A 21,937-nucleotide genomic window follows, 5' to 3' on the forward strand; every position below is an offset into this window, starting at 1 on the left:
CCACCATGTCGGCCCCCTTCATCCTGCGCCCGATCGCGACGGCGCTCCTCACCCTCGCGCTGATCCTGCTCGGCGTGATCGGCTACCTCTCCCTGCCGGTCTCGGCGCTCCCGGCGGTGGAGTTCCCGACCATCCAGGTCACCACCACCTATCCGGGCGCCTCGCCCCAGGTGATCGAGACCTCGGTCACCGCGCCGCTGGAGCATTATCTCGGCCAGATCGCCGGCCTGACCCGGATGAACTCCACCAGCGCCGCCGGCACCAGCCAGATCACCCTGCAATTCGACCTCGCCCGCCCGATCGCCGTCGCCGCCCAGGACGTCCAGGCCCAGATCAACGCCGCCTCCGGCTGGATGCCGGTCGGCCTGCTGCCGGGCCCGCCGACCTACCGCCTCGTCAACCCGGCCGACGCGCCGGTGCTGATCCTGGCGCTGACCTCCGAGGTGCTGCCGCTGCACGAGGTCAGCGACTACGCCCAGACCGAGGTGATCCAGAAGCTGTCGCAGGTGCCGGGCGTCGGCGCCGTGACGGTCGAGGGCGACCAGACCCGCGCCGTGCGCCTCGGCCTCGATCCCGCCCGCCTCGCCGGGCTCGGCCTGTCGCTGGAGGACGTCCGGCGGGCGGTGGCGGCCGCCACGGTCAACATGCCCAAGGGCAGCCTCGACGGGCCGCGCCAGGCCTTCCAGGTCGGCGCCAACGACCAGCTCCTCGAGGCGCAAGCGTTTCGCGACGTGGTGATCGCCTACCGCAACGGCGCGCCGGTCCACCTGCGCGACATCGGCACCGCCCGCGACGGGGTCGAGAACACCGACCTCGCCGCCTGGTTCGACGGGAAACCCGCCATCCTCCTCGACGTGCAGCGCCAGCCCGGCGCCAACACGCTCGAGGTCGTCGACGCGATCCACGCCCTCCTGCCGAAGCTGCGCGCCGCCCTGCCGCCCTCGCTCAAGATCGCGATCGTCACCGACCGCACGGTCTCGATCCGCTCGGCGATCGCCGACGTCCAGTTCACCCTCGTCCTCACCGTCGCCCTGGTGGTGCTGGTGGTGTTCCTGTTCCTGCGCAAGCTCTGGGCGACGGTGATCCCGAGCCTGGCGCTTCCGGTCTCGCTCGTCGCGACCTTCGGGGCGATGGCCTTGCTCGGCTACTCCCTCGACAACCTGTCGCTGATGGCGCTCACCATCGCGTCGGGCTTCGTCGTCGACGACGCCATCGTGATGATCGAGAACATCGTCCGCCACATCGAGGCCGGCGAGGCGCCGCTGCCCGCCGCACTCAAAGGGGCGCGCCAGATCGGCTTCACGGTCGTCTCGCTCACCGTCTCGCTGGTGGCGGTGTTCCTGCCACTCCTGCTGATGGGCGGCCTCGTCGGGCGGCTGTTTCGCGAGTTCGCCGTCACCCTCTCGCTCGCGGTGGTGATCTCAGGAATCGTCTCGCTGACCCTGACCCCGATGCTCTGCGCCCGGCTCCTCACCCCCGAGCCGCCGGACCACCGGCCCGGCCGGTTCGACCGCTGGAGCGAGGCCGGGTTCGAGGCGCTGACGCGCCTCTACATGCGCGGCGTCGACGCCGTCCTGGGCCATCGCCGCACGACGCTGGCTGTCTTCGCCCTCACGGTCGCGGCCACCGCCTGGTGCTACGCCGCGATCCCGAAGGGTTTCATCCCCGAGCAGGATACCGGCCTCCTCGTCGGCACCACGGACGCCGCCCCGGACATCGCCTTCCCGGCCATGGCCGAGCGCCAGGGCCGCATCGCCGAGATTCTCAGGCAGGACCCGGCGGTGCGGGCGGTGTCGAGCTTCGTCGGCGCCGGCACCGTCAACCCGACCCTGAATACCGGCCGGCTCTACGTCGAGATCGGCCCGGCCGACCGGCGCGACCCGGCCCCGGTCGTCATCGCGCGCCTGCGCCGGGCGGTCGAGGGGGTGCCGGGCATCGCCCTCCACCTCCAGGCGGCGCAGGACCTCACCATCGAGACGAGGGCCGCGCGCACCCAGTACCAGTACACCCTCCAGGCCCTCGACGGCGGCACTCTGCGCCTGTGGAGCCGCCGCCTCGTCGCGGCGTTACGCGACGAGCCGGCGCTCGCCGACGTGGCGAGCGACCAGCAGGACGATGGCCTGCAACTGGCGCTCGCCATCGACCGTAAGGTGGCGGCGCGCTACGGCATCACCGTCGATGCCCTCGACCAGATTCTCTACGACGCCTTCGGCCAGCGCCAGATCGCCACGGTCTACGGCGCGCTCACCCAGTACCGGGTGGTGCTCGGCGTCGACCCGGCGCTCAAGGAGACGCCGGACGTCCTCGACCGGATCTACGTCACCCCCGGCACCTCGCAGGCGCTGACCGCGGGCGATGCCGCCAACGGTCTCGGCGCCGGCTACCGCCAGGCCGGGGCGGCGGTGCCGCTCTCGGCCTTCGTCCGGGTCGAGCGACGGACGGCGCCGCTCTCGGTCACCCACCAGGGCCTGTTCCCGGCCGCGACCCTGTCGTTCAACGTCGCCCCCGGCTCCTCCCTCGGGGCGGCCTTGGAGGCCCTGCGCCGGGCGGAGAGCCGGATCGGCCTGCCCGACACGGTGACGACCGGCCTGTCGGGCGCCGCGGCCGAGTTCGCCGCCTCGCTCCAGAGCACCGGAATCCTGATCCTGGCCGCCATCGTCACGGTCTACATCGTGCTCGGCGTGCTCTACGAGAGCGTGATCCACCCGCTGACCATCCTGTCGACCCTGCCCTCGGCGGGCTTGGGCGCCCTCGTCGCCCTGAACCTCGCCGGGATACCGTTCGACCTGATCGCGCTGATCGGCATCGTCCTGCTGATCGGCATCGTGAAGAAGAACGCCATCATGATGGTCGACTTCGCCCTGGAGGCGCAGCGCGAGCACGGGGTCTCGCCGGACGCCGCGATCCGCGAGGCCTGCCGGTTGCGCTTCCGCCCGATCATGATGACCACCTTCGCGGCCTTGCTCGGGGCGCTGCCGCTGGCGCTCGGCGAGGGGATCGGGGCGGAGCTGCGCCGGCCGCTGGGCGTCGCGATCGTCGGCGGCCTTATGGTGAGCCAGGTGCTCACCCTCTACACCACCCCGGTGATCTACCTCGCCTTCGACGCGCTGACGCGCCGGCGCGGGCGGGCCGCCGCCGCCCTCGCGGCGGCGGAGTAAGGCCTTGAACCTCGCCGCCCCCTTCGTCGCGCGGCCGGTCGGCACCGCGCTCGTCGCGCTCGGGCTGCTGCTCGTCGGCCTCGTCGCCCTGGCCCGGCTGCCGATCGCCTCGCTGCCCAACGTCGAGCGCCCGACCATCGTGGTCCAGGCGAGCCTGCCCGGCGCCAGCGCCGACACGGTCGCCACCTCGCTCGCCCAGCCGCTCGAGGACCGCCTCGGCCTGATCGCCGGCCTGACCGAGATGAGCGCCAACAGCACGGCGGGTGGGACCCAGATCTTCCTGCAATTCGCGCTCTCGAAGAGCATCGACGTGGCGGCCGGCGACGTGCAGGCGGCGATCAACGCCGCGAGCCCCGACCTGCCGCAGGGCCTGCCGAAGCCGCCGACCTACTATAAGGCCAACCCGTCGAACATCGCCGCGGTCGTGCTGGCGCTGACCTCCGACATCCTGCCGCCGAGCGAGGTCTACGAACTCGCCGACAGCGTCGTCTCGGCCAAGCTCGCGGCCCTGCCGGGCGTCGCCCAGGTCTTCGTCTCGGGGGCCGAGCGGCGGGCGGTGCGGGTCCGGGTCTCGCCGCGCCTGATGGCGAACATGCAGCTCTCCCTGGAGCAGGTGCGCTCGGCCATCCGCGACGCGAGCCGGAACCTGCCGAAAGGCGCGGTGACGCTCGCCGACCAGACCTGGACGCTCGCCGCCGACGACCAGCTGGTGCGGGCCGAGGATTGGGCCGAGGTGATCGTCGCCTTCCGCGGCGACCGGCCGATCCGCCTCGGCGACGTCGCCGAGGTGGCCGACAGCGTCGCCGACACGCGGACCGCCGGCTGGTTCAACGGCGAGCGCGGCGTGGTGATCTTCGTCCGCAAGCAGCCAGACGCCAACGTGGTCGAGACGGTGGACGCCGTGAAGGCGGCCCTGCCGGAGATCGCCCGCTGGCTGCCGCCCTCGCTCAAGGTGCACACGCTCTACGACCGCACGGTGCTGATCCGCGAATCGGTCGACGAGGTCGCCCGCACCATCGCGATCGCGATCGGCCTCGTGATGGTCGTGGTCGCGCTGTTCCTGCGCCGGCTCACCGCCACCCTGGTGCCGGTGGCGAGCATCCCGGTGGCCCTCGCCCTCACCGTCGCGGCGATGGCCTTGCTCGGCTATTCCCTCGACAATCTGTCGTTGATGGCGCTCACCATCGCGGTCGGCTTCGTGGTCGACGACGCGGTGATCGTGGTCGAGGCGGTGGTGCGCCTGATGGAGGAGGGCCGCTCGGCGACCCAAGCCGCCCTCGAGGCGGCGCGCCGGATGGGGGCCACCATCGTGGCGATCTCGGCCGCGCTCGCGGCGGCCCTGGTTCCGGTGCTGCTGATGCCCGACGTGGTCGGCCGCTACTTCCGCGAGTTCGGGCTGACGCTCGTCGCCGCCATCGCCGCCTCGGCGCTGGTCTCGCTCACCCTGGTGCCGATGCTGTGCGCGCGGCTGCCGCGGCCGGGAGGGGGCGAGCGCCCGGCCGCCCCGTCCCGGGCGGCCCGCGCCTACCGGGCGAGCCTCGCCTGGTGCCTGCGCCGCCCATGGCCCGTCCTCGTCGTCCTGGGGCTGAGTGCCGCGGGCTCGGCCGGGCTCTACGCCGCCCTGCCGAAGGGCTTCATGCCGACGCAGGATACCGGCATCCTGCAGGTGCGCACGATCACCGACGCGAACGTCTCCTTCACCGCGATGGAGCGGCTGCAGCGCCAGGTTGCCCGGGCGATCCAGCAGGAGCCGGCGGTGGCGGCGTTGAGTTCCTACATCGGCGGCGGTGCGGTCAGCGTCGGCCAGCTGTATGTCGGTCTCAAGCCTCTGGCGGAGCGGCCCGGGGTCGAGGAGGTGGTGAACCGGCTGCGCGAGCGCCTCGCCCCCATCGCGGGGGTTCGCACCGTCTTCACGCCGCAGCAGGACCTGAGCGTCGGCGGATCGGGCGGCGCCGCCCGCTATCAGTACACGCTGGTCGGCCCCGACCCTGACGCCCTCTGGACCGCCTCCGAGGCGATGCGCCGGCGCATGCGGACGATGCCGGAGATCACCGACATCGTGTCGAGCGCCGAGCGGTCCGGGCTCGAGGCCGGCCTCGTCATCGACCGGCAGCGGGCGGCGCAGTTCGGCGTGACGCAGCGTGCCATCGACAACACCCTCTACGACGCGTTCGGCCAGCGCCCGGTCGGCATGATCTACCTGCCGTCGAACTACGCCTGGGTGGTACTGGAGGTCGAGCCGGCGGCGCAGGGCAGCCCGTCCGCGCTGAACGGCCTCTACGTGCCCGGCGCGAGCCCGGACCGGCCGCAGGTGCCGCTCTCCGAAGTGATGCGGCCGAAGCGGGGCCACGCCGCGATGTGGCTGCGCCACCTCGACGGGATGCCGGGCGTGACGCTCTCGTTCAACACCCGGCCCGGCGTGGTGATCGGCGACGCGCTGGCGGCGATCCGGGCGGCGGAAGCGGCCTTGCACTTTCCCGACGAGATCAGGACGGGCTTCCGCGGCGAGGCGGCGGAGGCCGGCAAGTCCGCGACGCGCCAGCTGCTCTTGTTCCTCGGCGCGGTCGCGGCGATCTACGTGGTGCTCGGCGTGCTCTACGAGAGCCTGATCCACCCGCTGACGATCCTCTCGACCCTGCCCTCGGCGGTGGTCGGCGGCCTGCTCGCGCTCCGCCTCACCGGCACGCCGCTGACGCTGGTGGCGTCGATCGCCTGCGTGCTGCTGGTCGGGATCGTGATGAAGAACGCGATCCTGATGGTCGACGTCGCCCTGGTGCTCCAGCGCGAGCAGGGGATGAGCCCCCGCGACGCGATCCTGGATGCGGCGCTCTCCCGCGCCCGGCCGATCCTGATGACGACGCTGGTGGCGGCGCTCAGCGCGGTGCCGCTGGCCTTCGGCACCGGGCCGGGGCACGAGCTGCGCCAGCCGCTCGGCATCACGGCTGTCGGCGGGCTCCTCGTGTCGCAGCTGCTGACGCTGTACTCGACCCCGGTGGTCTTCGCGGTGCTGGCCGGGCTGGCGCGGCGGCGCGAGGGGGCCGGCCTCGGCCGCATCGCCGGGCGATCGGCGGCCGTGGGTCGGTAGAAGACCGGCGCCGGGCCGCGGGGCCGTCGGAGAGCTGCGGAGCGGCGGAGACCGCGCCCGGGTTGAACATGCCGCAGGGTGCGTCGATGTTGATCCGCATCCCGCGCGAGCGATTTACGTCCGAACCGTCTTGAGGCGCAGGTGCGTACGCCCCAGTTAGGACGCCGCACCGATCATCCTATTCAGGAAGAGGCGTTCGATACCAGCGCCGATGCATCCCTGCGGCATGGCTTCGTCGTAACTCAGCGGAAATTTCATGGTCCATACCGGCTACGACCCTGCCTTCGTCGCGCTCTCCATCGTCATCGCGGTGTTCGCGTCCTATGCCGCCCTCGACCTCGGCGCCCGCGTCCGGCGCCGGGACGTCGGGCCGCGCTGGGTGTGGGGGGCCGGTGCGGCCCTCGCCATGGGCGGCGGCATCTGGTCGATGCACTTCATCGGCATGCTGGCCTTCGAGATGGGGATGCCCGCCGCCTACGATCTCGGCCTGACGCTCCTGTCCCTCGTCCTCGCGATCGGGTCGACGGCCGCCGCCTTCACCTGGGTCGGGCGCCGGGGAACCGGCCTTCCGTCGCTGCTGGTGGCGGGCCCGCTCATGGGCTTCGGCGTGGCGGCGATGCACTATACCGGCATGGCCGCGATGCGGGTGCCGGGCAACCTCGCCTACGATCCCGCCATCGTCGCGGCCTCGGTCGCCATCGCCGTCACGGCGGCGACCGCCGCCCTGTGGCTGACGTTTCGCCAGAACACGCCGTGGCAGAAATTCGCCGCGGCCTGCGTGATGGGGCTCGCGGTCGCCGGGATGCACTATACCGGCATGGCGGCGGCGACCTTCAGCGCCGAGGCGGCGGGCGCCCATGCCGCGCACGCGACGGCGCTCGGCGTGAACCAGCAGAACCTGGCCCTGGCGGTGGCCGGCGTGACCTTCGTCATCCTGTTCCTGGCGATGGTGGCGAGTTCGTTCGACCAGCGCCGGGCGCAGCGGCGCCTGCATGTCAGCGAGGAGCGCTTCCGCTCGGCCGTGCAGGCGGTCGACGGGGTGATGTGGACGACCGATGCCGCCGGCAACTTCGTCGAGGAGCAGCCCGGCTGGGAGACGATCTCCGGCCAGTCCTTCGCCGCGTATCGCGGCGGCGGCTGGGCGGCCGCGGTCCATCCGGACGACCTCGGCGAGACGCGGCGGGTCTGGGGCGAGGCGGTCGCACGCGGGACGCCCTACCTCGTCGAGCACCGGGTCCGGTCGCCGGACGGCGCGTGGCGGCACTATTCCGTGCGCGCCGTCCCGGTGCGCGACGCCGATGGGGCGATCCGGGAATGGGTCGGCGTGCATACCGACGTCACCGGGCGCCACGCCTACGAGACGGCGCTGAAGGAAGCGCGGGATGCCGCCGAGGAGCACAGCCGCGCCAAGAGCCGCTTCCTCGCCAACATGAGCCACGAGCTGCGCACGCCGCTCTCGGCGGTGATCGGCTATGCGGAGATGCTGGAGGAGGAGGCCGAGGAGATCGGCGAGGACAGCCTCCTGAAGGACCTGGGCAAGATCAAGTCGAACGCGCAGCACCTGCTCGGCCTGATCAACGACGTGCTCGACCTGTCGAAGGTCGAGGCCGAGAAGATGGAGCTCTATGCGGAGGACATCGACGTCGCCGCCTTCGTCACCGATGCCGCCGGCACCGTCGACGCCCTCGTGGCGAAGAAGGGCAACGTCCTGGTCCTCGACGTCGCCGGCGACGTGGGCGAGGCGCGCACCGACGCGGTGAAGCTGCGCCAGTGCCTGTTCAACCTGCTGTCGAACGCCGCCAAGTTCACCGAGGGCGGGACCATCACCCTGCGGGCCGGCCGCGAGACCGACGCGACCGGCGCATGGCTGCGGTTCACGGTCCAGGATACCGGCATCGGCATGAGCCCGGAGCAGGTCGGGCGGCTGTTCGAGCGGTTCACCCAGGCCGACGAGAGCACGACGCGCCACTACGGCGGGACCGGTCTCGGTCTGGCGCTCAGCCGCGCCTTCGCCCAGCTGCTCGGCGGCGACATCACGGTGGTCAGCGTGGAGGGGAAGGGCACGAGCTTCTCCTTACGCGTTCCCGCACTCGCCCCGGAGCGCGCCGGCGAGGCGGCGCCGGCGCCTGCCGAGACGCAGGCGACGGCGAACGACCTCGTGCTCGTGATCGACGACGAGGCCAGCCAGCGCGAGCTGATGACCCGGTTCCTCGAGCGCCAGCGTTTCGCCGTCCGCACCGCCGGGGACGGGCGCACCGGCCTCGACCTGGCCAAGGCGCTCCAGCCGCGGGCGATCCTCCTCGACGTGATGATGCCGGAGATGGACGGCTGGTCGGTGCTCGCCGCCCTCAAGGCGACGCCGGAGACCGCCGGCATCCCGGTGATCATGGTCAGCTTCGTCGCCGATGCCGGGCTCAGCGCCTCCCTCGGTGCGGTCGAGGCCGTGCCGAAGCCGGTGGACTGGACCCGCCTCCGGACGATCCTGGACCAGTTCCGGGCCGCGGACGGCGACGTGCTCGTGGTCGACGACGATGCCGACATGCGCCACCGCCTCCGCACCGTGCTGGAACGCAACGGCTGGAGCGTCCGCGAGGCCGGAAACGGGCGCGAGGCGCTCGACCAGGTCCGGCACGGCGTGCCCCGGCTCGTGCTCCTCGACCTGACCATGCCGGTGATGGACGGGTTCTCGTTTCTCGATCGGCTGCGGGGCCTGCCCGGCTGCGCCGAGGTCCCCGTGGTGGTGCTCAGCGCCCGCAGCATCACCGCCGCGGAGCGCGATCGCCTCTCCGAGGCCGATCGGGTCCTGCGCAAGGGCGATACCAGCCTGCAGGCCATCGCCACCGAACTGCGCAAGCTCGACAACCGCCAGGCGGAGGCCGAGCCCGTCCTGGAGGAGGGCCCGCCGCGACGGTGATCGCCCCGGAGGTCCGGCGGCCTCCTCCGACGATCCGTCGCCGAGGAGGAGGGCGGACGCTCCACCCGCACGGTCCTTGCGCCCGCGCTCCCCCTCACCCCCGCCCCGTCATCTCCCCCCGCAGCCAATCCGCCACGATCCGCAGGTCCGGCCGGTGGCGCAGATGGGCGGCGGTCCAGAGCTGGAGGGCGTGAGGGCCGGCCGTGAAGCCGAGCGGCGCGACGAGATGGCCGGCGGCGATCTCGTCCTCGACGAGGAGGCGGGGGGCGAGCGCGACACCGAGGCCGCAGGCGGCGGCCTGGATCACCAGGTAGAAATGGCCGAAGCTCTCCTGCGGCGTCGCCGGGAGGTCCGGGCGCCCGATCGCCCGGGTCCATTCGGCCCAGGCCTCGGGGCGGGTCGCGGTGCCGAGCAGCCGCGCCCGCGCGACGAGTTCGTCCGCGCTCCCGATCCTCAGGCGCCCGGCATAGGCAGGGTGGCAGACCGGGCCGATCTCCTCGCGGATCAGGGTCTCGGCCACCGCGTCCGGCGGGGCCTTGTACATGTCGTTGCGGATCGCGAGGCTGATCGCGTCGCGGATGAAGTCGACCTCGCCGTAGCTGATGGTGAGACGCAGCTCGATGCCGGGATGAGTGCGCTTGAACGTCTCGAGGCGGGGGATCAGCCAGCGCATCATCACGGTCGCCGAGCACGACAGCGTCAGCGGGCCGGGCTGCACCTGCGCCACCGCGGCCTGGATGCGGGCGAAGCTCTCGGCCAGCTCGGCCGCGAGCCGCGCCCCCTCCGGGGTCGGCACGACGGCGCGGGGCCCGCGCTCGACCAGGGCCACGCCGAACTGGTCCTCGAGCGCGCGGACCTGCCGGCTCACCGCCCCATGGGTGACGCCGAGCTCGACCGCCGCGGCGCTCATGCTGCCGAGGCGGGCCACCGCCTCGAAGGCCCGCAGGGCGTTGAGCGGCAGGCGCGGCTTCGACATGGAGGCTCCTCGGCGAACTCTTCGGGCGGCTCCCCGGTGGTGAGAGTTTTTCTCACAGCTCCCTGCGTCGAACTCAAGTTCCGGCATCCCCGGCCCTTCGCTAGGCTCGAGCTCCGGTTCCCCGTGGAGTTGCGCGCATGGCCCCCCGTTCCCCCGTTCCGGTCGCGGCCCGCCGGGGCTCGTGACGATGGCCGTGCCCCCGATCCGGATCGAGGCCGATTACCTCCTCGAGACCGCGAGCGATCCCCGCCGGGTGGCGGAGACCATGGCGGGCGAGCAGTCGAGCGGCACCTTCGTGCCGGTGCCCGGCGAGACGCCTGAGCTGAAAGCCCGCTCGGCCGCCCGGGTCGAGCGCCTGGACCTCCTCGACGAGGCGGTCGATTCCCCATCGCTGCCGACCACCGCCGCGGTCGATCCCGCGCAGCTGCGCCGCGCCCGGGTCACGCTGTCCTGGCCGATCGAGAATCTCGGCCCCTCGCTGCCGAACCTGCTGGCGACGGTCGCCGGCAACCTGTTCGAGCTGCGCCCGATCACGGGCCTGCGCCTTCTCGACATCCGCCTGCCGCAGGCCTTCGCCGAGGCCTATCCGGGCCCGCGCTTCGGGATCGGGGGGACGCGCCGCCTTGCCGGGGTGGAGGGGCGTCCGATCATCGGCACCATCATCAAGCCGAGCGTCGGCTTCGGGCCGGACGAGACCGCCGCCCTGGTGCGGAATCTGTGCGAGGGCGGGATCGACTTCATCAAGGACGACGAGTTGCAGGCCGATGGGCCGCATTGCCCGTTCGACGCCCGCGCCCGCGCGGTGATGCGGGTCGTCAACGAGCACGCCGAGCGCACCGGCAAGAAGGTGATGGTCGCCTTCAACCTCACCGGCGAGATCGACCAGATGCGCCGGCGCCACGACCTGGTGCGCGATCTCGGCGGCACCTGCGTGATGGCGAGCCTCAATTCGGTCGGCCTCGTCGGCATGATCGAGCTGGCGCGCATGAGCGAGTTGCCGATCCACGCCCACCGCAACGGCTGGGGGTATCTCACCCGCCACCCGCTGCTCGGCTGGTCCTACGTCGCCTGGCAGAAGATCTGGCGGTTGGCCGGCGCCGACCACATGCACGTCAACGGCCTCGACAACAAGTTCTCGGAGGACGACGACAGCGTCGTCGCCTCGGCCCGCACCTGCCTCACCCCGCTGTTCCCGGGCAAGCCGTGCCTCGCCATGCCGGTCTTCTCCTCCGGCCAGACCGTGCGGCAGGCCCCCGGCACCTACGCGGCGCTCGGCTCGACCGACCTCATCGTCACGGCGGGCGGCGGCATCGTCGCCCATCCGGGCGGCCCGGGCGAGGGCGTGGCGGCGCTGCGCCAGGCCTGGGAGGCGGCCGTCGCCGGCATTCCCCTGCCCGCGCACGCCCGCTCCCACCCGGCGCTCGCCCAGGCGCTCGAGGGGGCGGCGTGACACGCCCGCTCCCGGACGGCCCCCTCGTCGCCTTCTACGGCGACGACTTCACCGGCTCCTCGGCGGCGATGGAGGTGCTGGCCTTCGCCGGGCTCGAGACCGTGCTGTTCCTCACGTCCCCGAGCCCGGAGCGCCTCGCGGCCTTCGCCGGGGCGCGGGCGATCGGCATCGCCGGGGTGGCGCGCTCGCAGCCGCCGGCCTGGATGGACCGGGAACTGCCCGGGCCGTTCCGGCTGCTCGCCTCGCTCGGGTCTCGGATCGCGCATTACAAGGCCTGCTCGACCTTCGATTCGGCGCCGCATGTCGGCTCGATCGGCCGGGCGGTCGAGATCGGCCGCGGAATCTTTCCCGGCGACTGGACCCCGATGGTCGTCGCCGATCCGGGGATGGGACGCTACCAGAGCTTCGGCCACCTGTTCGCGATGGCCGACGGCAGAGGCTACCGCCTCGACCGCCACCCGACCATGGCCCGCCACCCGGTCACGCCGATGGACGAGGCCGATCTCGGCTGCCACCTCGCCCGCCAGACCGCCCTGCCGGTCGACCTCGTCGATTTCGTCGCGATGAAGCGGGGGGAGGGGGACGCCGCGCTCGACCGCGCGCGGAAGGCGGGCGCGGCGATCGTCTCCCTCGACGTGCTCGATGCCGAGACCCTGGCCGAGGCCGGGCGGCTGATCTGGGAGCGGGGCGGTTCTCACGTCTTCGCCGTCGGGTCGCAGGGGGTCGAGGCCGCCCTGGTCGCGTATTGGCGGGCCGCCGGCCTCATACCCGCCGAGGCGCCGGCCGCGCGCTGCGCGCCGGTGGAGCGGATCGCGGTCGTCTCCGGCTCGGTCTCGCCGGCGACCGCCGGCCAGATCGCCCACGCCCTGGAGCACGGCTTTGCCGGCATCCGGCTCGATGCGCGGCGGGTGGTCGATCCGGATGCCTTCGCGCGCGAGATCGACCGCGCGGTGGGAGAAGCCCGCGCTGCGTTGGGCGAGGGCCGCGACCCGCTGATCTACAGCGCCGCCGGTCCCGACGACCCGGCCGTCGCATCCTTGCGCGAGGCGGTGGCGGGGGTCGGTCTCGATCCGGGGACGGCGAGCGACCGGCTCGGGGCCGGGCTCGGGCGGGCGCTGCGGGAGATCGTGCTGTCGGCGGGCCTGACCCGGGCGGTGATCGCCGGCGGCGACACCTCGGGCCACGCCGCGCTGCAACTCGGGATCGACGCGCTCTCGGCGGTGGCGCCCCTCGATCCGGGCTCGCCGCTCTGCCGCGCCCACGGCCCCGACACGGCCCTCGACGGGCTCGAGCTCGCGCTCAAGGGCGGCCAGGTCGGGCGGCCCGATTTCTTCCTGGCCGTCAAGCAGGGCGGCCGCGCCCGACCGTGAGGAGACCGGCACCATGCAGAGGCTGAGCGGCAAGGTCGCCCTCGTCACCGGGGCGGCGCGGGGCATCGGATCCGCCATCGCCTCCGCCTTCGTGCGCGAGGGCGCCCGTGTCGTCGTCGCCGACGTGAACGGGACCGGTGCCGCAGAGACCGCCGCGGCTTTGGGCGAGGCGGCGATGCCGCTGACCGTCGACGTCGCGGACCCGGATTCCGTCGCCGCCCTGATGGCGGCGATCCTCGCCGCGCATGGCCGGGTCGACATCCTGGTCAACAATGCCGGGATCGGTGCCGCCACGCCGTTCCTGGAAACGAGCCTCGCCGACTGGAACCGCATCCTCGGCGTGAACCTCACCGGCGCCTTCATGGTGGCGCAGGCCTGCGCCCGCGAGATGGTGCGGGTCGGCGGCGGCAAGATCATCAACATCGCCTCGCTGTCGGGCCAGCGCGGCGGCAACGGCCGGGCGGCCTACGGCTCGGCCAAGGCCGGGCTCGAACTGCTCACCAAGGTGATGGCGGTGGAGCTTGCCCCGCACAACATCAACGTCAACAACATCGCACCGGGCGCGATCGAGACCGAGATCGCCAAGGCGATGCACGACCGGGCGACCCGCGCGGCCTACGCCGCCCGCATCCCGATGACCCGCTACGGCACCCCGGAGGAAATCGCCGACGCCGCGGTGTTCCTGTGCTCGGACGAGGCCCGCTACATCCACGGCCACACCCTCAACGTCGATGGCGGATTCCGCGAGGCCGGCCTGATGGTCAAGGGCGATTGACCCCTGCCCGTCGAGCGGGAGCGCGACCGACCTTGCCGCGCCGCGCCCACCTCGGTGCCGACGCCGATCTCCGACATGCCGGCGACCGGAACGCCGTGACTCGACCCTGACGGGTCGGCGGCGACGAGACCGTCGCGCCGGTTCTCTCGGGCTCGTCCGGGACGGGGAGAGCGGCTTGCGAGAGATCGCGGACGTGCCGGCACCGTCCCGTGTCCGCGTACCGCAAGCCCGACGCCCGGTGCGTCCCAGCGGGCGCCTGCCTACAGGTGCTTGAGGCCGTAGCGCGCGAGGAGCGGCAGAAGCTCGTTGCGCGCCCGAAGGCGGTGGCGGCGCGCGGCGTCCAGCGCCGCCTCGGGATCGCCCGCGCGGATGCCGTGCGCGATCTGCCGGTGCTCGGCGATCGAGGCGGCGAGGTCGTGGCGCAGGTTGAGGGTCAGCATCCGCGCCCGGTGCGACTGGTCGTTGACCGTCTGCACGATCCGGCCCATCCGCCCGTTGCCGGTCCGCTCGATCAGCGCAGCATGGAAGGCTCCGTCGGCCTCGCCCCAGGCCGGGCGGTCGCCGCTCGCATGCGCCGCCTCCATCGCCGTCGTGAGGGCGTCGAGGGCCTGCGCGGCGGCCAGTCGCTCAGGATCCGGCAGGGCCGCGACCAGCTCCGCCGCCCGGCCCTCGATGCCGATGATCACGTCGTAGATCTCGCGCATGTCCTCGGGCGCGAGCGCCAGGATCAGGATGCCCTTGCGCGGGAGGACGCGGACGAGGCCCTCCTCCTGCAGGCGGATCGCCGCCTCGTGGACCGGGGTCCGGCTCATTCCGAGCCGCAGCGCGATCTCCTGCTCGGAGGCCTGGTAGCCCGGCGCGAAGGTGGCGTCGCGAATGTTCGCCCGCATCGCCGCGTAGGCGTCGTCGACGAGCGAGGGGCGCTTCTCGGCCTCGTCGCCGCGCGGTCCGTCGTCACGCGGCCCATCCTTCCGTGGTCCCTGGGGGCTCGCCCGCACCATCCTGCACCCTCTCGATGACGCACACGCATATCATCTTCCATGCAGGCGCCGGAACAGGGTTGACGCCGCAATCGGGGGCTCCGGGCGATATCCCACTTTGCATGAGAGAACGCACCCAAGAAGGAGCGGAGCCGGTCGGCCGCGGGAGGAAACGACCGACGCCACGCTCGCGAAAGCGATCAGGCGCCGGGTCTCCTGGCGTCGGGTCTCATGGCGTCGGGTCTCTTGGCGCCCGGTCTCTTGGCGCCCGGTCTCCCTGGTCTGCCTGCTCCGATTCATCATGTTTATCGATCTCGTGAACATGGAATTCGACGCGCTCGTCATGACGATGCGCATGGTGATCAAGCCCGAGACCCTCGACACCATCCTGGCGACGAACCTGCACGCCGCCGTCCTGTCGGATCTCGCCGCGGCGCTCGCCGTCTCGCGCGGCATCGCGCCGACGGCGAACATCAACCCGGAGCGCAAGGTCCCGTCGATGGTCGTGCCGATCCGCGGCTCGGCCTTCGCCATCACCGGCAAGGGCAGCGCCAACCCGGCCGCGACGTTCTCGACCGCCTGCCCGATGCCGGCGCATCTCGGCGAGAAGCCGGCGGCCGACCGGATGATGCGCGCACTGGAGCGGGGGACCGCCGATCCAGGCCTGCACACCCCCGATCGCGGCGGCACGGCGACGACCCGCCAGGTCGCGGACGCGGTCATCGTCGCCATCCGGGGCGACAACGCATCAGCGGCGAGCCGCCCGTCAGTGGTGGCGCGGCGGGAGCACCGACGGGACCGGCGCCGTCCAGAGCGCGTCCCGCGCCTCCGAGGCGGCGTGATGCCTGCGCTTCGCCTCGTACATCCGGGCATCCGCCCGGGCGATGGCGTCCCGGATCGGCTCAGACCCGGTCCAGGTCTCGCAGCCGAGGGCGGCGCTGAGAGGGGAGGGGCCGAGGGCGTCGATCGAAGCCCCGAGGGGCGCCTCGACCGATGCATCCGCGGCGTCGATCGCCGCCAGGATCCGCTGCACCAGCGCGGCGGCCGCCTCGGGCCCGGTCCCAGGGAGCAGGACCACGAACTCGTCGCCGCCGATCCGGGCAGGCCGGGCCGGCGGTGGTACAGCCTGCGCCAGCAGGTCGGCGAACCGGCGGATCGCCGCGTCGCCGGCGTCGTGGCCCTGGAGGTCGTTGATCGCCTTGAGCCGGTTGAGGTCGGCCACGATCACCGAGGCCGGCACGGCACGCTCGCGCTCGATCCTGTCGATCTCGGCGTCGAGGCCGGCCCGGTTGATGAGGCCGGTCAGGTGATCGGTGAGGCTCAGGGCCTCCAGGCGGGCCTCCTCCTGCCGGCGCTGCTCCTCGCGCGGGGTGATGTCCTCGATCGAGATCAGGAAGCGGGCCCAGTCGGCCTCGTGCCCCGGCAGGAGCTGGCCGGCATAGCTCACGTCGATGACCCGCCCGCCCACCGTCCTGTTCTGCGTGACGAGGCGCGCCTGCGTCGCGCCGGCCCAGAGCTGGCACAGGACCTCGACCAGGGCGACCGCCTCCGGGTCGTGGAAGATGGCCGGGATATGGGCGAACAGCTCCGCCTCGTCCCGCGCCTCGTAGGTCGCCAGCGTGTGCCGGTTGACCCGGACGATCCGGATCAGCCGCTGGCAATCCAGCAGGTGGCCGGGATCCCGCAGCCAGTCGCGAAGATCCGCCATGCCGGCATCCCGCGCCGCGTCCAGGTGGGCCTTCAGAGCGCCGAGATCCTGCAGCCACAGCGAGGTGGGGGCGAGGTCGAACAGCTGTGCTTCGAGATCGCCACCCCGTGGCGCAGTCTGGGTCATCGATCGGGCGTGAGCAACGTGCGGCGAGGCCTGTCCGGCACGTCTGATAGCGCATTGCAGCCGGGATGGCAGGTCCCCGCGTCAGGGCTTGCCCACCGCGAGCGCGACGGCCGCCGACCCGGCCCGCCGGGCACCGAAGCAGGCGCACGCGCCCTGCCGCCGCCCGGCCCGATCCGTCAACCGAAAAGCGTTGCCGGAACGGGAGAATCACCCGCATAATAACGCTTGTCGTGGGGATAGGCGCGGAAAAGCGTTACTCGGGAATCGGGGCGGATGGAACGAGCGGGACCGACAGAGGGAATGGAGGCGATCAGCTTCCACGAGACGATTCTCCGCCAGGGCGGCCTCATCTCCGACAAGCTGAGCATGCTCCGGATGGAGCATTACCCGCCCAACGCCACCAAGGGCCTGCGGCCCTTCGCGCTGGCGGAGGTGGCGTATTTCCTCGGCGTGACGCCGTCGAACATCAAGAAGCTCCACCTCGAGGGCAAGGGGCCGGTCCCGGCGACCTCGGCCTCGGGCCGGCGGTCCTACACCGCCGAGCAGATGCTAGAACTGCGCCGGTACCTCGACCGGCACGGGCGCTCCGACCTCAAGCAATACGTGCCGCATCGCCGCGCCGGCGAGAAGCTGCAGATCATCTCGGCGGTCAACTTCAAGGGCGGCAGCGGCAAGACCACGACGGCGGCGCATCTCGCCCAGTTCCTGGCCCTGACCGGGCACCGGGTGCTCGCCATCGACCTCGACCCGCAGGCCTCGCTCTCGGCCCTGCACGGCATCCAGCCCGAGCTCGACAAGGCGCCGTCGATCTACGAGGCCCTGCGCTACGACGACCGCAAGCGGCCGCTCTCCGAGATCATCCGGCCAACCAACTTCCCGGGCCTCGACATCGTCCCGGCGAGCCTCGACCTGCAGGAATACGAGTACGACACGCCGCTCGCCGCCTCGAACCGCAACCCGGAGGGGCGCACCTTCTTCACCCGCATCACCAAGGCCCTGAAGGAGGTCGACGACCGCTACGACGTCGTCGTCATCGATTGCCCGCCGCAGCTCGGCTACCTGACGCTGACGGCGCTCACCGCCTCGACCTCGGTCCTCGTCACCATCCACCCGCAGATGCTCGACGTGATGTCGATGAGCCAGTTCCTGCTGATGCTGGGCGGCATCCTGAAATCGATCGCCGATGCCGGGGCGGCGGTGAACCTGCAATGGTTCCGCTACCTCGTCACCCGCTACGAGCCGACCGACGGCCCGCAGGCCCAGATGGTCGGCTTCATGCAGGTGCTGTTCCCCAAGAACATGCTGCGGACCCAGATGCTGAAATCGACCGCGATCTCGGATGCCGGCATCACCAACCAGTCGCTCTACGAGGTCGAGCGCGGGCAGATGATCCGCTCGACCTACGACCGCGCCCTCGAATCGGTGAACGGTGTCAACGAGGAGATCGCCGGCCTCATCCATCAGGCCTGGGGGAGGCGGGTTTGACGGCCGTGCAGAACGCGGGATTCGCCCGATACGCCAACCGGATAGGAGCCGCGTGCGATGCGTAAGAACCTCCTCGCCAACATCCTCGACGCCCCGGTCTCCGAGCCGAGCGCCGATTTCGCCCGTCGGGGGGCCGCCCGCTCGATGACCCGCTCGATCGAGGAGATGGCCGAGAACACCCGGCGGATGGCCGACGGCGAGGCGGTCCTCAGCCTCGATACCGGCCTGATCGACGCCTCCTTCGTCCAGGACCGCATCGACCAGGACGACGAGGATTACGGGCGCCTGCGCGACGCGATCGCCAAGCACGGCCAATCGACCCCGATCCTGGTCCGGCCGCATCCGGAGCGGGACGGGCGCTACATGATCGTCTACGGCCACCGCCGGGTGCGGGTGGCGCGCGAGCTCGGGCGCGAGGTCCGGGCGATCGTCAAGACGATCGAGGACATCGCCCATATCGTCGCGCAGGGGCAGGAGAACGCCGCGCGGGCCAACCTGTCCTTCATCGAGAAGGCCCTGTTCGCCAGGAAGCTCCTGGCGATGGGCCAGAGCAAGGCGACGATCAAGGCGGCGCTCACCGTCGACGACACGCTGCTGTCGCGGATGCTGTCGGTGGCCGAGACGGTGCCGGCGCCGGTGATCGACGCGCTCGGCGCCGCCAAGGGCATCGGCCGCGACCGCTGGGAGGAGCTGAAGAAGCTCGTGGCGGTCCCGGCCAAGGCCGACATCGCGGTGGCGGCGGTGCAGGCGCCCGACTTCCTCGGCAAGGACGGGCCCGAGCGGTTCGGCCACCTCCTCGCGGCGATCAAGGCCGGCCGCAAGGCCCCCGCCCGCCGGCCTCCCGAGCCGCAGACCACGACCTGGACCGCGCCCGACCGCGCCGTCGCGGCGACCTGCCGGCGCACCCCGAAGAGCTTCAGCCTCTCCCTGACGGCGAAGGATGCCGGGGAGTTCGGCGCCTACCTGTCGTCCCACCTGGAAGAACTCTACAGCGCATTCCAGGAGACGAAGACCCGCACCCAGACAGGAGACTGACGAGCGAGAATCCTGAGGCGGCCGGGCAATCCCGCCCGGCCGAATCGATGTGACGAGGTCATCGCAAAAGAAAAAGGCCCCCAGAACTTTCGTCCCGGAAGCCCTTCTCAGGTTTGGCGACTAGAGAATCGCACTTCCCGTCATGGCCGTCAAGAGTCGGACGCCGTTCTGGCGAGCGGATTTCCTTTGCCCGGTGACCGGCAAGGACCATGGCAGACCCGACGACGCCCCCCGGGCGGCGTGCGGCGACGCTCGGCCGGTTGACGGCCCGGGCGAAGGCTCCCGCATGCCTGCTTTCTAGACGACTCCACCCACCAGGCGGGGTCGGCCGATGACCACCCCCGCCGCTTCCGCGCTGCTGCGCGACCGGCTGCTCGCCGCGATCGAGGGAATCGCCGGGCCGGACTGGCGCCGGCGGCTCGACGCGCTGAACGCGGACGCGATCCAGGCCTATGGGTCCGGCGCGCTCCACGACTCCGAGGCCGAGCGGGTCTTCCAGGCCGTCCAGGACCGGCGCGACCGGATGGCCGCCGCCGCCGGCCTGCACCGCGCCAAGGCGCGGGCCGGGCAGGGGAGGGGCGTCACGCCGCTCGGCGCCTTCGCGTTCGATCGGCTGGCGGCGTTGCGGCCGGTCGAGGCCGAGGCGCGCCCCGTGCCGTCGCCGGGCGATTCTGCGACACCCCGCAAGCGGGCGACGCTGGCCGAGCGCGCGGAGCGCCAGGCCCCCGCCCGGCGGCGCGCCTATCTCGGCCACCGCCTGCCCTGGCCCGCGACGATCAAGCAGGATTTCCACCCGGCCGAGCTCGGCGTGATCGGCGTCATCGCCCGGGAGATCCGGGCGCACGGCACGTGCGAGCTCGCCCTCGGGACGATCGCCGCGCGGGCGCGATGCAGCCGCCGCACCGTCCAGACCGCGATCCGCTGGGCGGCGCATCGCGGCTACCTCGCCATCGAGGAGCGGGTGAAGGTCACCCACGTCATCCGGATCGCCAGCGCGGCGATCCACCGGTGGGAGGCTGGCCCGCACGCTCCAGACCCTGAAAAATTGGAGAAGGGAGAAGATCTTAACGTCCCTGCCAAGGTGGCAACTGGTTCCCGCCCCGCCGGCGGGGAGGCCCCGACCGCAGCCGACGCGACGGCGACGGTGAGCGTCCGCGCGGCCGAGCCGGATCGGCCGACGACCGCGCCACCCTCGAGCCTCGACGCGACGATCGCGGCATGGCGCGCCGCCCTGTCCGCGCGGGGCGGGACATCCGAGGCACGGAGCCCGACGCGAGCCGGACCGTCCCCGCTCCTGCGGCCGGGATGAGGGGTGGGTCCGGCCGATCGAGGCGCTCGGGCCGTCCGAAGGGAAAGGCCGCTCGGCGCGACGCATCCATGGCACAGGCCGCCCGCGCGGCCGGGCCTGAGGCGCTCACGCCGGCCTCTGAACAAATATGTAACAGTATAACATAACGTATTCATGCGGCGGAGCGCGGTTGGGAACTGCCGTTTCCCCGTCCGTGGACGCCCCGCGTCACGGCACCCGCCGTGGTGGACTAAAGTTTGTTGCGCCGCACCGTTGCGGCCTTCATCAAATCGCAGCAGAGATCGAGCCATTCAGCGGGCGAGCCGTACGGCCGGCCCGTGGCTCGATGCAGTTTGCCGCGTTCTGACGCGACGCATGATCCGGTTGGAGACACCATGAAGACGCGCGCGGCGGTTGCCTGGGAAGCCAAGAAGCCCCTCACCATCGAGACGATCGACCTCGAAGGGCCGAAGCCCGGCGAGGTCCTGGTCGAGGTGATGGCGACCGGCATCTGCCACACCGACGCCTACACGCTGTCGGGCCTCGATTCCGAGGGCAAGTTCCCGGCGATCCTCGGCCACGAGGGCGCCGGCATCGTGCGCGAGGTCGGCGCGGGCGTGACGACGCTGAAGCCCGGCGACCACGTCATCCCGCTCTACACCCCGGAATGCCGCAACTGTAAGTCCTGCCTGTCGCAGCGCACCAACCTCTGCACGGCGATCCGCTCGACGCAGGGGCAGGGCGTGATGCCGGACGGCACCAGCCGCTTCCGCTGCGAGTCCACCGGCGGCAGCCCGGGCGCGAACACCGTGTACCACTACATGGGCTGCTCGACCTTCTCGAACTTCACGGTGCTGCCCGAGATCGCGCTCGCGAAGGTGCGCGAGGACGCCCCCTTCGACAAGATCTGCTACATCGGCTGCGGCGTCACCACCGGCCTCGGCGCCGTGATCTACACCGCCAAGGTGTGGCCGGGCGCCAACGTGGTGGTGTTCGGCCTCGGCGGCATCGGCCTCAACGTGATCCAGGGCGCCCGCATGGTCGGCGCCGACAAGATCATCGGCGTCGACATCAACCCCGACAAGCGGGCCATGGCCGAGAAGTTCGGCATGACCCACTTCATCAACCCGAACGAGATCGGCACCGACAAGGTCGTGCAGGCGATCCTCGACGTGACCGGCGGCGGCGCCGACTTCTCGTTCGACTGCACCGGCAACGTCCACGTGATGCGCCAGGCGCTCGAGTGCTGCCACCGCGGCTGGGGCGAGTCGATCGTCATCGGCGTGGCCGAGGCCGGCCGCGAGATCTCGACCCGTCCGTTCCAGCTCGTCACCGGCCGCGTCTGGAAGGGCTCGGCCTTCGGCGGCGCCCGCGGCCGCACCGACGTGCCGAAGATCGTCGACTGGTACATGGAGGGGAAGATCAACATCGACGACCTGATCACCCACACCATGCCGCTGGAAGACATCAACCACGGCTTCGACCTGATGCACGAGGGCAAGTCGATCCGCTCGGTGGTGGTGTTCTAACCATCGACCAAGCCGGCGGTGCGGGATTCCAGCGCCGCCGGATCCGGAAGACGAGGCG

13 protein-coding genes and 1 pseudogene are annotated in these 21,937 nt (G+C 71.9%); 11 read left to right on the plus strand and 3 right to left on the minus strand.

Annotated elements, in window-relative coordinates:
- The first annotated feature begins 5 nt into the window (after positions 1 to 5).
- The 3 genes from FF100_RS24540 to FF100_RS24550 all read left to right on the plus strand — a co-directional run bounded on the left by FF100_RS24540 (position 6) and on the right by FF100_RS24550 (position 9,157).
- On the plus strand, positions 6 to 3,158 hold the full coding sequence (locus FF100_RS24540) for an efflux RND transporter permease subunit (RefSeq protein ID WP_139038393.1): 3,153 nt from the start codon (positions 6 to 8) through the stop codon (positions 3,156 to 3,158).
- A gap of 4 nt (positions 3,159 to 3,162) precedes the next feature.
- On the plus strand, positions 3,163 to 6,243 hold the full coding sequence (locus FF100_RS24545) for an efflux RND transporter permease subunit (RefSeq protein ID WP_139038394.1): 3,081 nt from the start codon (positions 3,163 to 3,165) through the stop codon (positions 6,241 to 6,243).
- A 256-nt stretch (positions 6,244 to 6,499) separates the two neighbouring features.
- Positions 6,500 to 9,157: an MHYT domain-containing protein gene (locus tag FF100_RS24550; protein WP_139038395.1), complete on the plus strand. Its 2,658-nt coding sequence runs from the start codon at positions 6,500 to 6,502 to the stop codon at positions 9,155 to 9,157.
- Positions 9,158 to 9,251: 94 nt separating this feature from the next.
- Here the strand turns inward: FF100_RS24550 and FF100_RS24555 are convergent, their stop codons facing one another.
- Positions 9,252 to 10,133 carry a LysR substrate-binding domain-containing protein gene (locus FF100_RS24555; protein ID WP_139038396.1) on the minus strand — a complete coding sequence of 294 codons (882 nt, stop codon included), beginning with the start codon at positions 10,131 to 10,133 and terminating at the stop codon, positions 9,252 to 9,254.
- Between the two features lie 187 nt (positions 10,134 to 10,320).
- Between FF100_RS24555 and FF100_RS24560 the strand changes: the two genes are divergently transcribed.
- The 3 genes from FF100_RS24560 to FF100_RS24570 are packed head-to-tail and all read left to right on the plus strand — an operon-like array spanning position 10,321 to position 13,728.
- Complete coding sequence (locus FF100_RS24560; protein WP_139038397.1) at positions 10,321 to 11,583, plus strand: ribulose-bisphosphate carboxylase large subunit family protein; 1,263 nt, start codon at positions 10,321 to 10,323, stop codon at positions 11,581 to 11,583.
- Positions 11,580 to 12,953, plus strand: a complete 1,374-nt coding sequence (locus tag FF100_RS24565; RefSeq protein ID WP_139038398.1) for a four-carbon acid sugar kinase family protein — start codon at positions 11,580 to 11,582, stop codon at positions 12,951 to 12,953. Before FF100_RS24560 ends, FF100_RS24565 begins: the two co-directional genes overlap by 4 nt.
- Positions 12,954 to 12,966: 13 nt before the next feature.
- A complete protein-coding gene (locus tag FF100_RS24570) occupies positions 12,967 to 13,728 on the plus strand; it encodes an SDR family NAD(P)-dependent oxidoreductase (protein ID WP_139038399.1) in 762 nt (253 codons plus the stop codon).
- Positions 13,729 to 13,988: 260 nt separating this feature from the next.
- Here FF100_RS24570 and FF100_RS24575 read toward each other — a convergent pair whose 3' ends face one another.
- Positions 13,989 to 14,729, minus strand: a complete 741-nt coding sequence (locus tag FF100_RS24575) for a GntR family transcriptional regulator (protein WP_139038400.1) — start codon at positions 14,727 to 14,729, stop codon at positions 13,989 to 13,991.
- Positions 14,730 to 15,051: 322 nt separating this feature from the next.
- Between FF100_RS24575 and FF100_RS24580 the strand changes: the two are divergent.
- Positions 15,052 to 15,453: pseudogene (locus tag FF100_RS24580) on the plus strand (isocitrate/isopropylmalate family dehydrogenase); the annotation flags it as partial.
- 21 nt (positions 15,454 to 15,474) lie between these two features.
- Here FF100_RS24580 and FF100_RS24585 read toward each other — a convergent pair.
- Complete coding sequence (locus FF100_RS24585; RefSeq protein ID WP_139038401.1) at positions 15,475 to 16,542, minus strand: GGDEF domain-containing protein; 1,068 nt, start codon at positions 16,540 to 16,542, stop codon at positions 15,475 to 15,477.
- A gap of 300 nt (positions 16,543 to 16,842) precedes the next feature.
- Here FF100_RS24585 and repA point away from each other — a divergent pair, with 300 nt between their 5' ends.
- From repA to FF100_RS24605, 4 genes are all read left to right on the plus strand, one after another.
- Positions 16,843 to 18,027 carry a plasmid partitioning protein RepA gene (repA, locus tag FF100_RS24590; protein WP_246102312.1) on the plus strand — a complete coding sequence of 395 codons (1,185 nt, stop codon included), beginning with the start codon at positions 16,843 to 16,845 and terminating at the stop codon, positions 18,025 to 18,027.
- Positions 18,028 to 18,084: 57 nt separating this feature from the next.
- The gene (gene repB, locus FF100_RS24595; RefSeq protein ID WP_139038403.1) at positions 18,085 to 19,062 is read left to right on the plus strand and encodes a plasmid partitioning protein RepB; all 978 of its coding nucleotides are present in this window, start codon (positions 18,085 to 18,087) and stop codon (positions 19,060 to 19,062) included.
- A gap of 331 nt (positions 19,063 to 19,393) precedes the next feature.
- Entirely contained in the window at positions 19,394 to 20,371 is a 978-nt protein-coding gene (locus FF100_RS24600; RefSeq protein WP_139038404.1) for a helix-turn-helix domain-containing protein, read from the plus strand.
- A 374-nt stretch (positions 20,372 to 20,745) separates the two neighbouring features.
- Positions 20,746 to 21,879: an S-(hydroxymethyl)glutathione dehydrogenase/class III alcohol dehydrogenase gene (locus FF100_RS24605; protein ID WP_139038405.1), complete on the plus strand. Its 1,134-nt coding sequence runs from the start codon at positions 20,746 to 20,748 to the stop codon at positions 21,877 to 21,879.
- Positions 21,880 to 21,937: the final 58 nt, after the last annotated feature.

Source organism: Methylobacterium terricola, from assembly GCF_006151805.1.
In the GTDB taxonomy this organism is placed as follows: Bacteria; Pseudomonadota; Alphaproteobacteria; order Rhizobiales; family Beijerinckiaceae; genus Methylobacterium; species Methylobacterium terricola.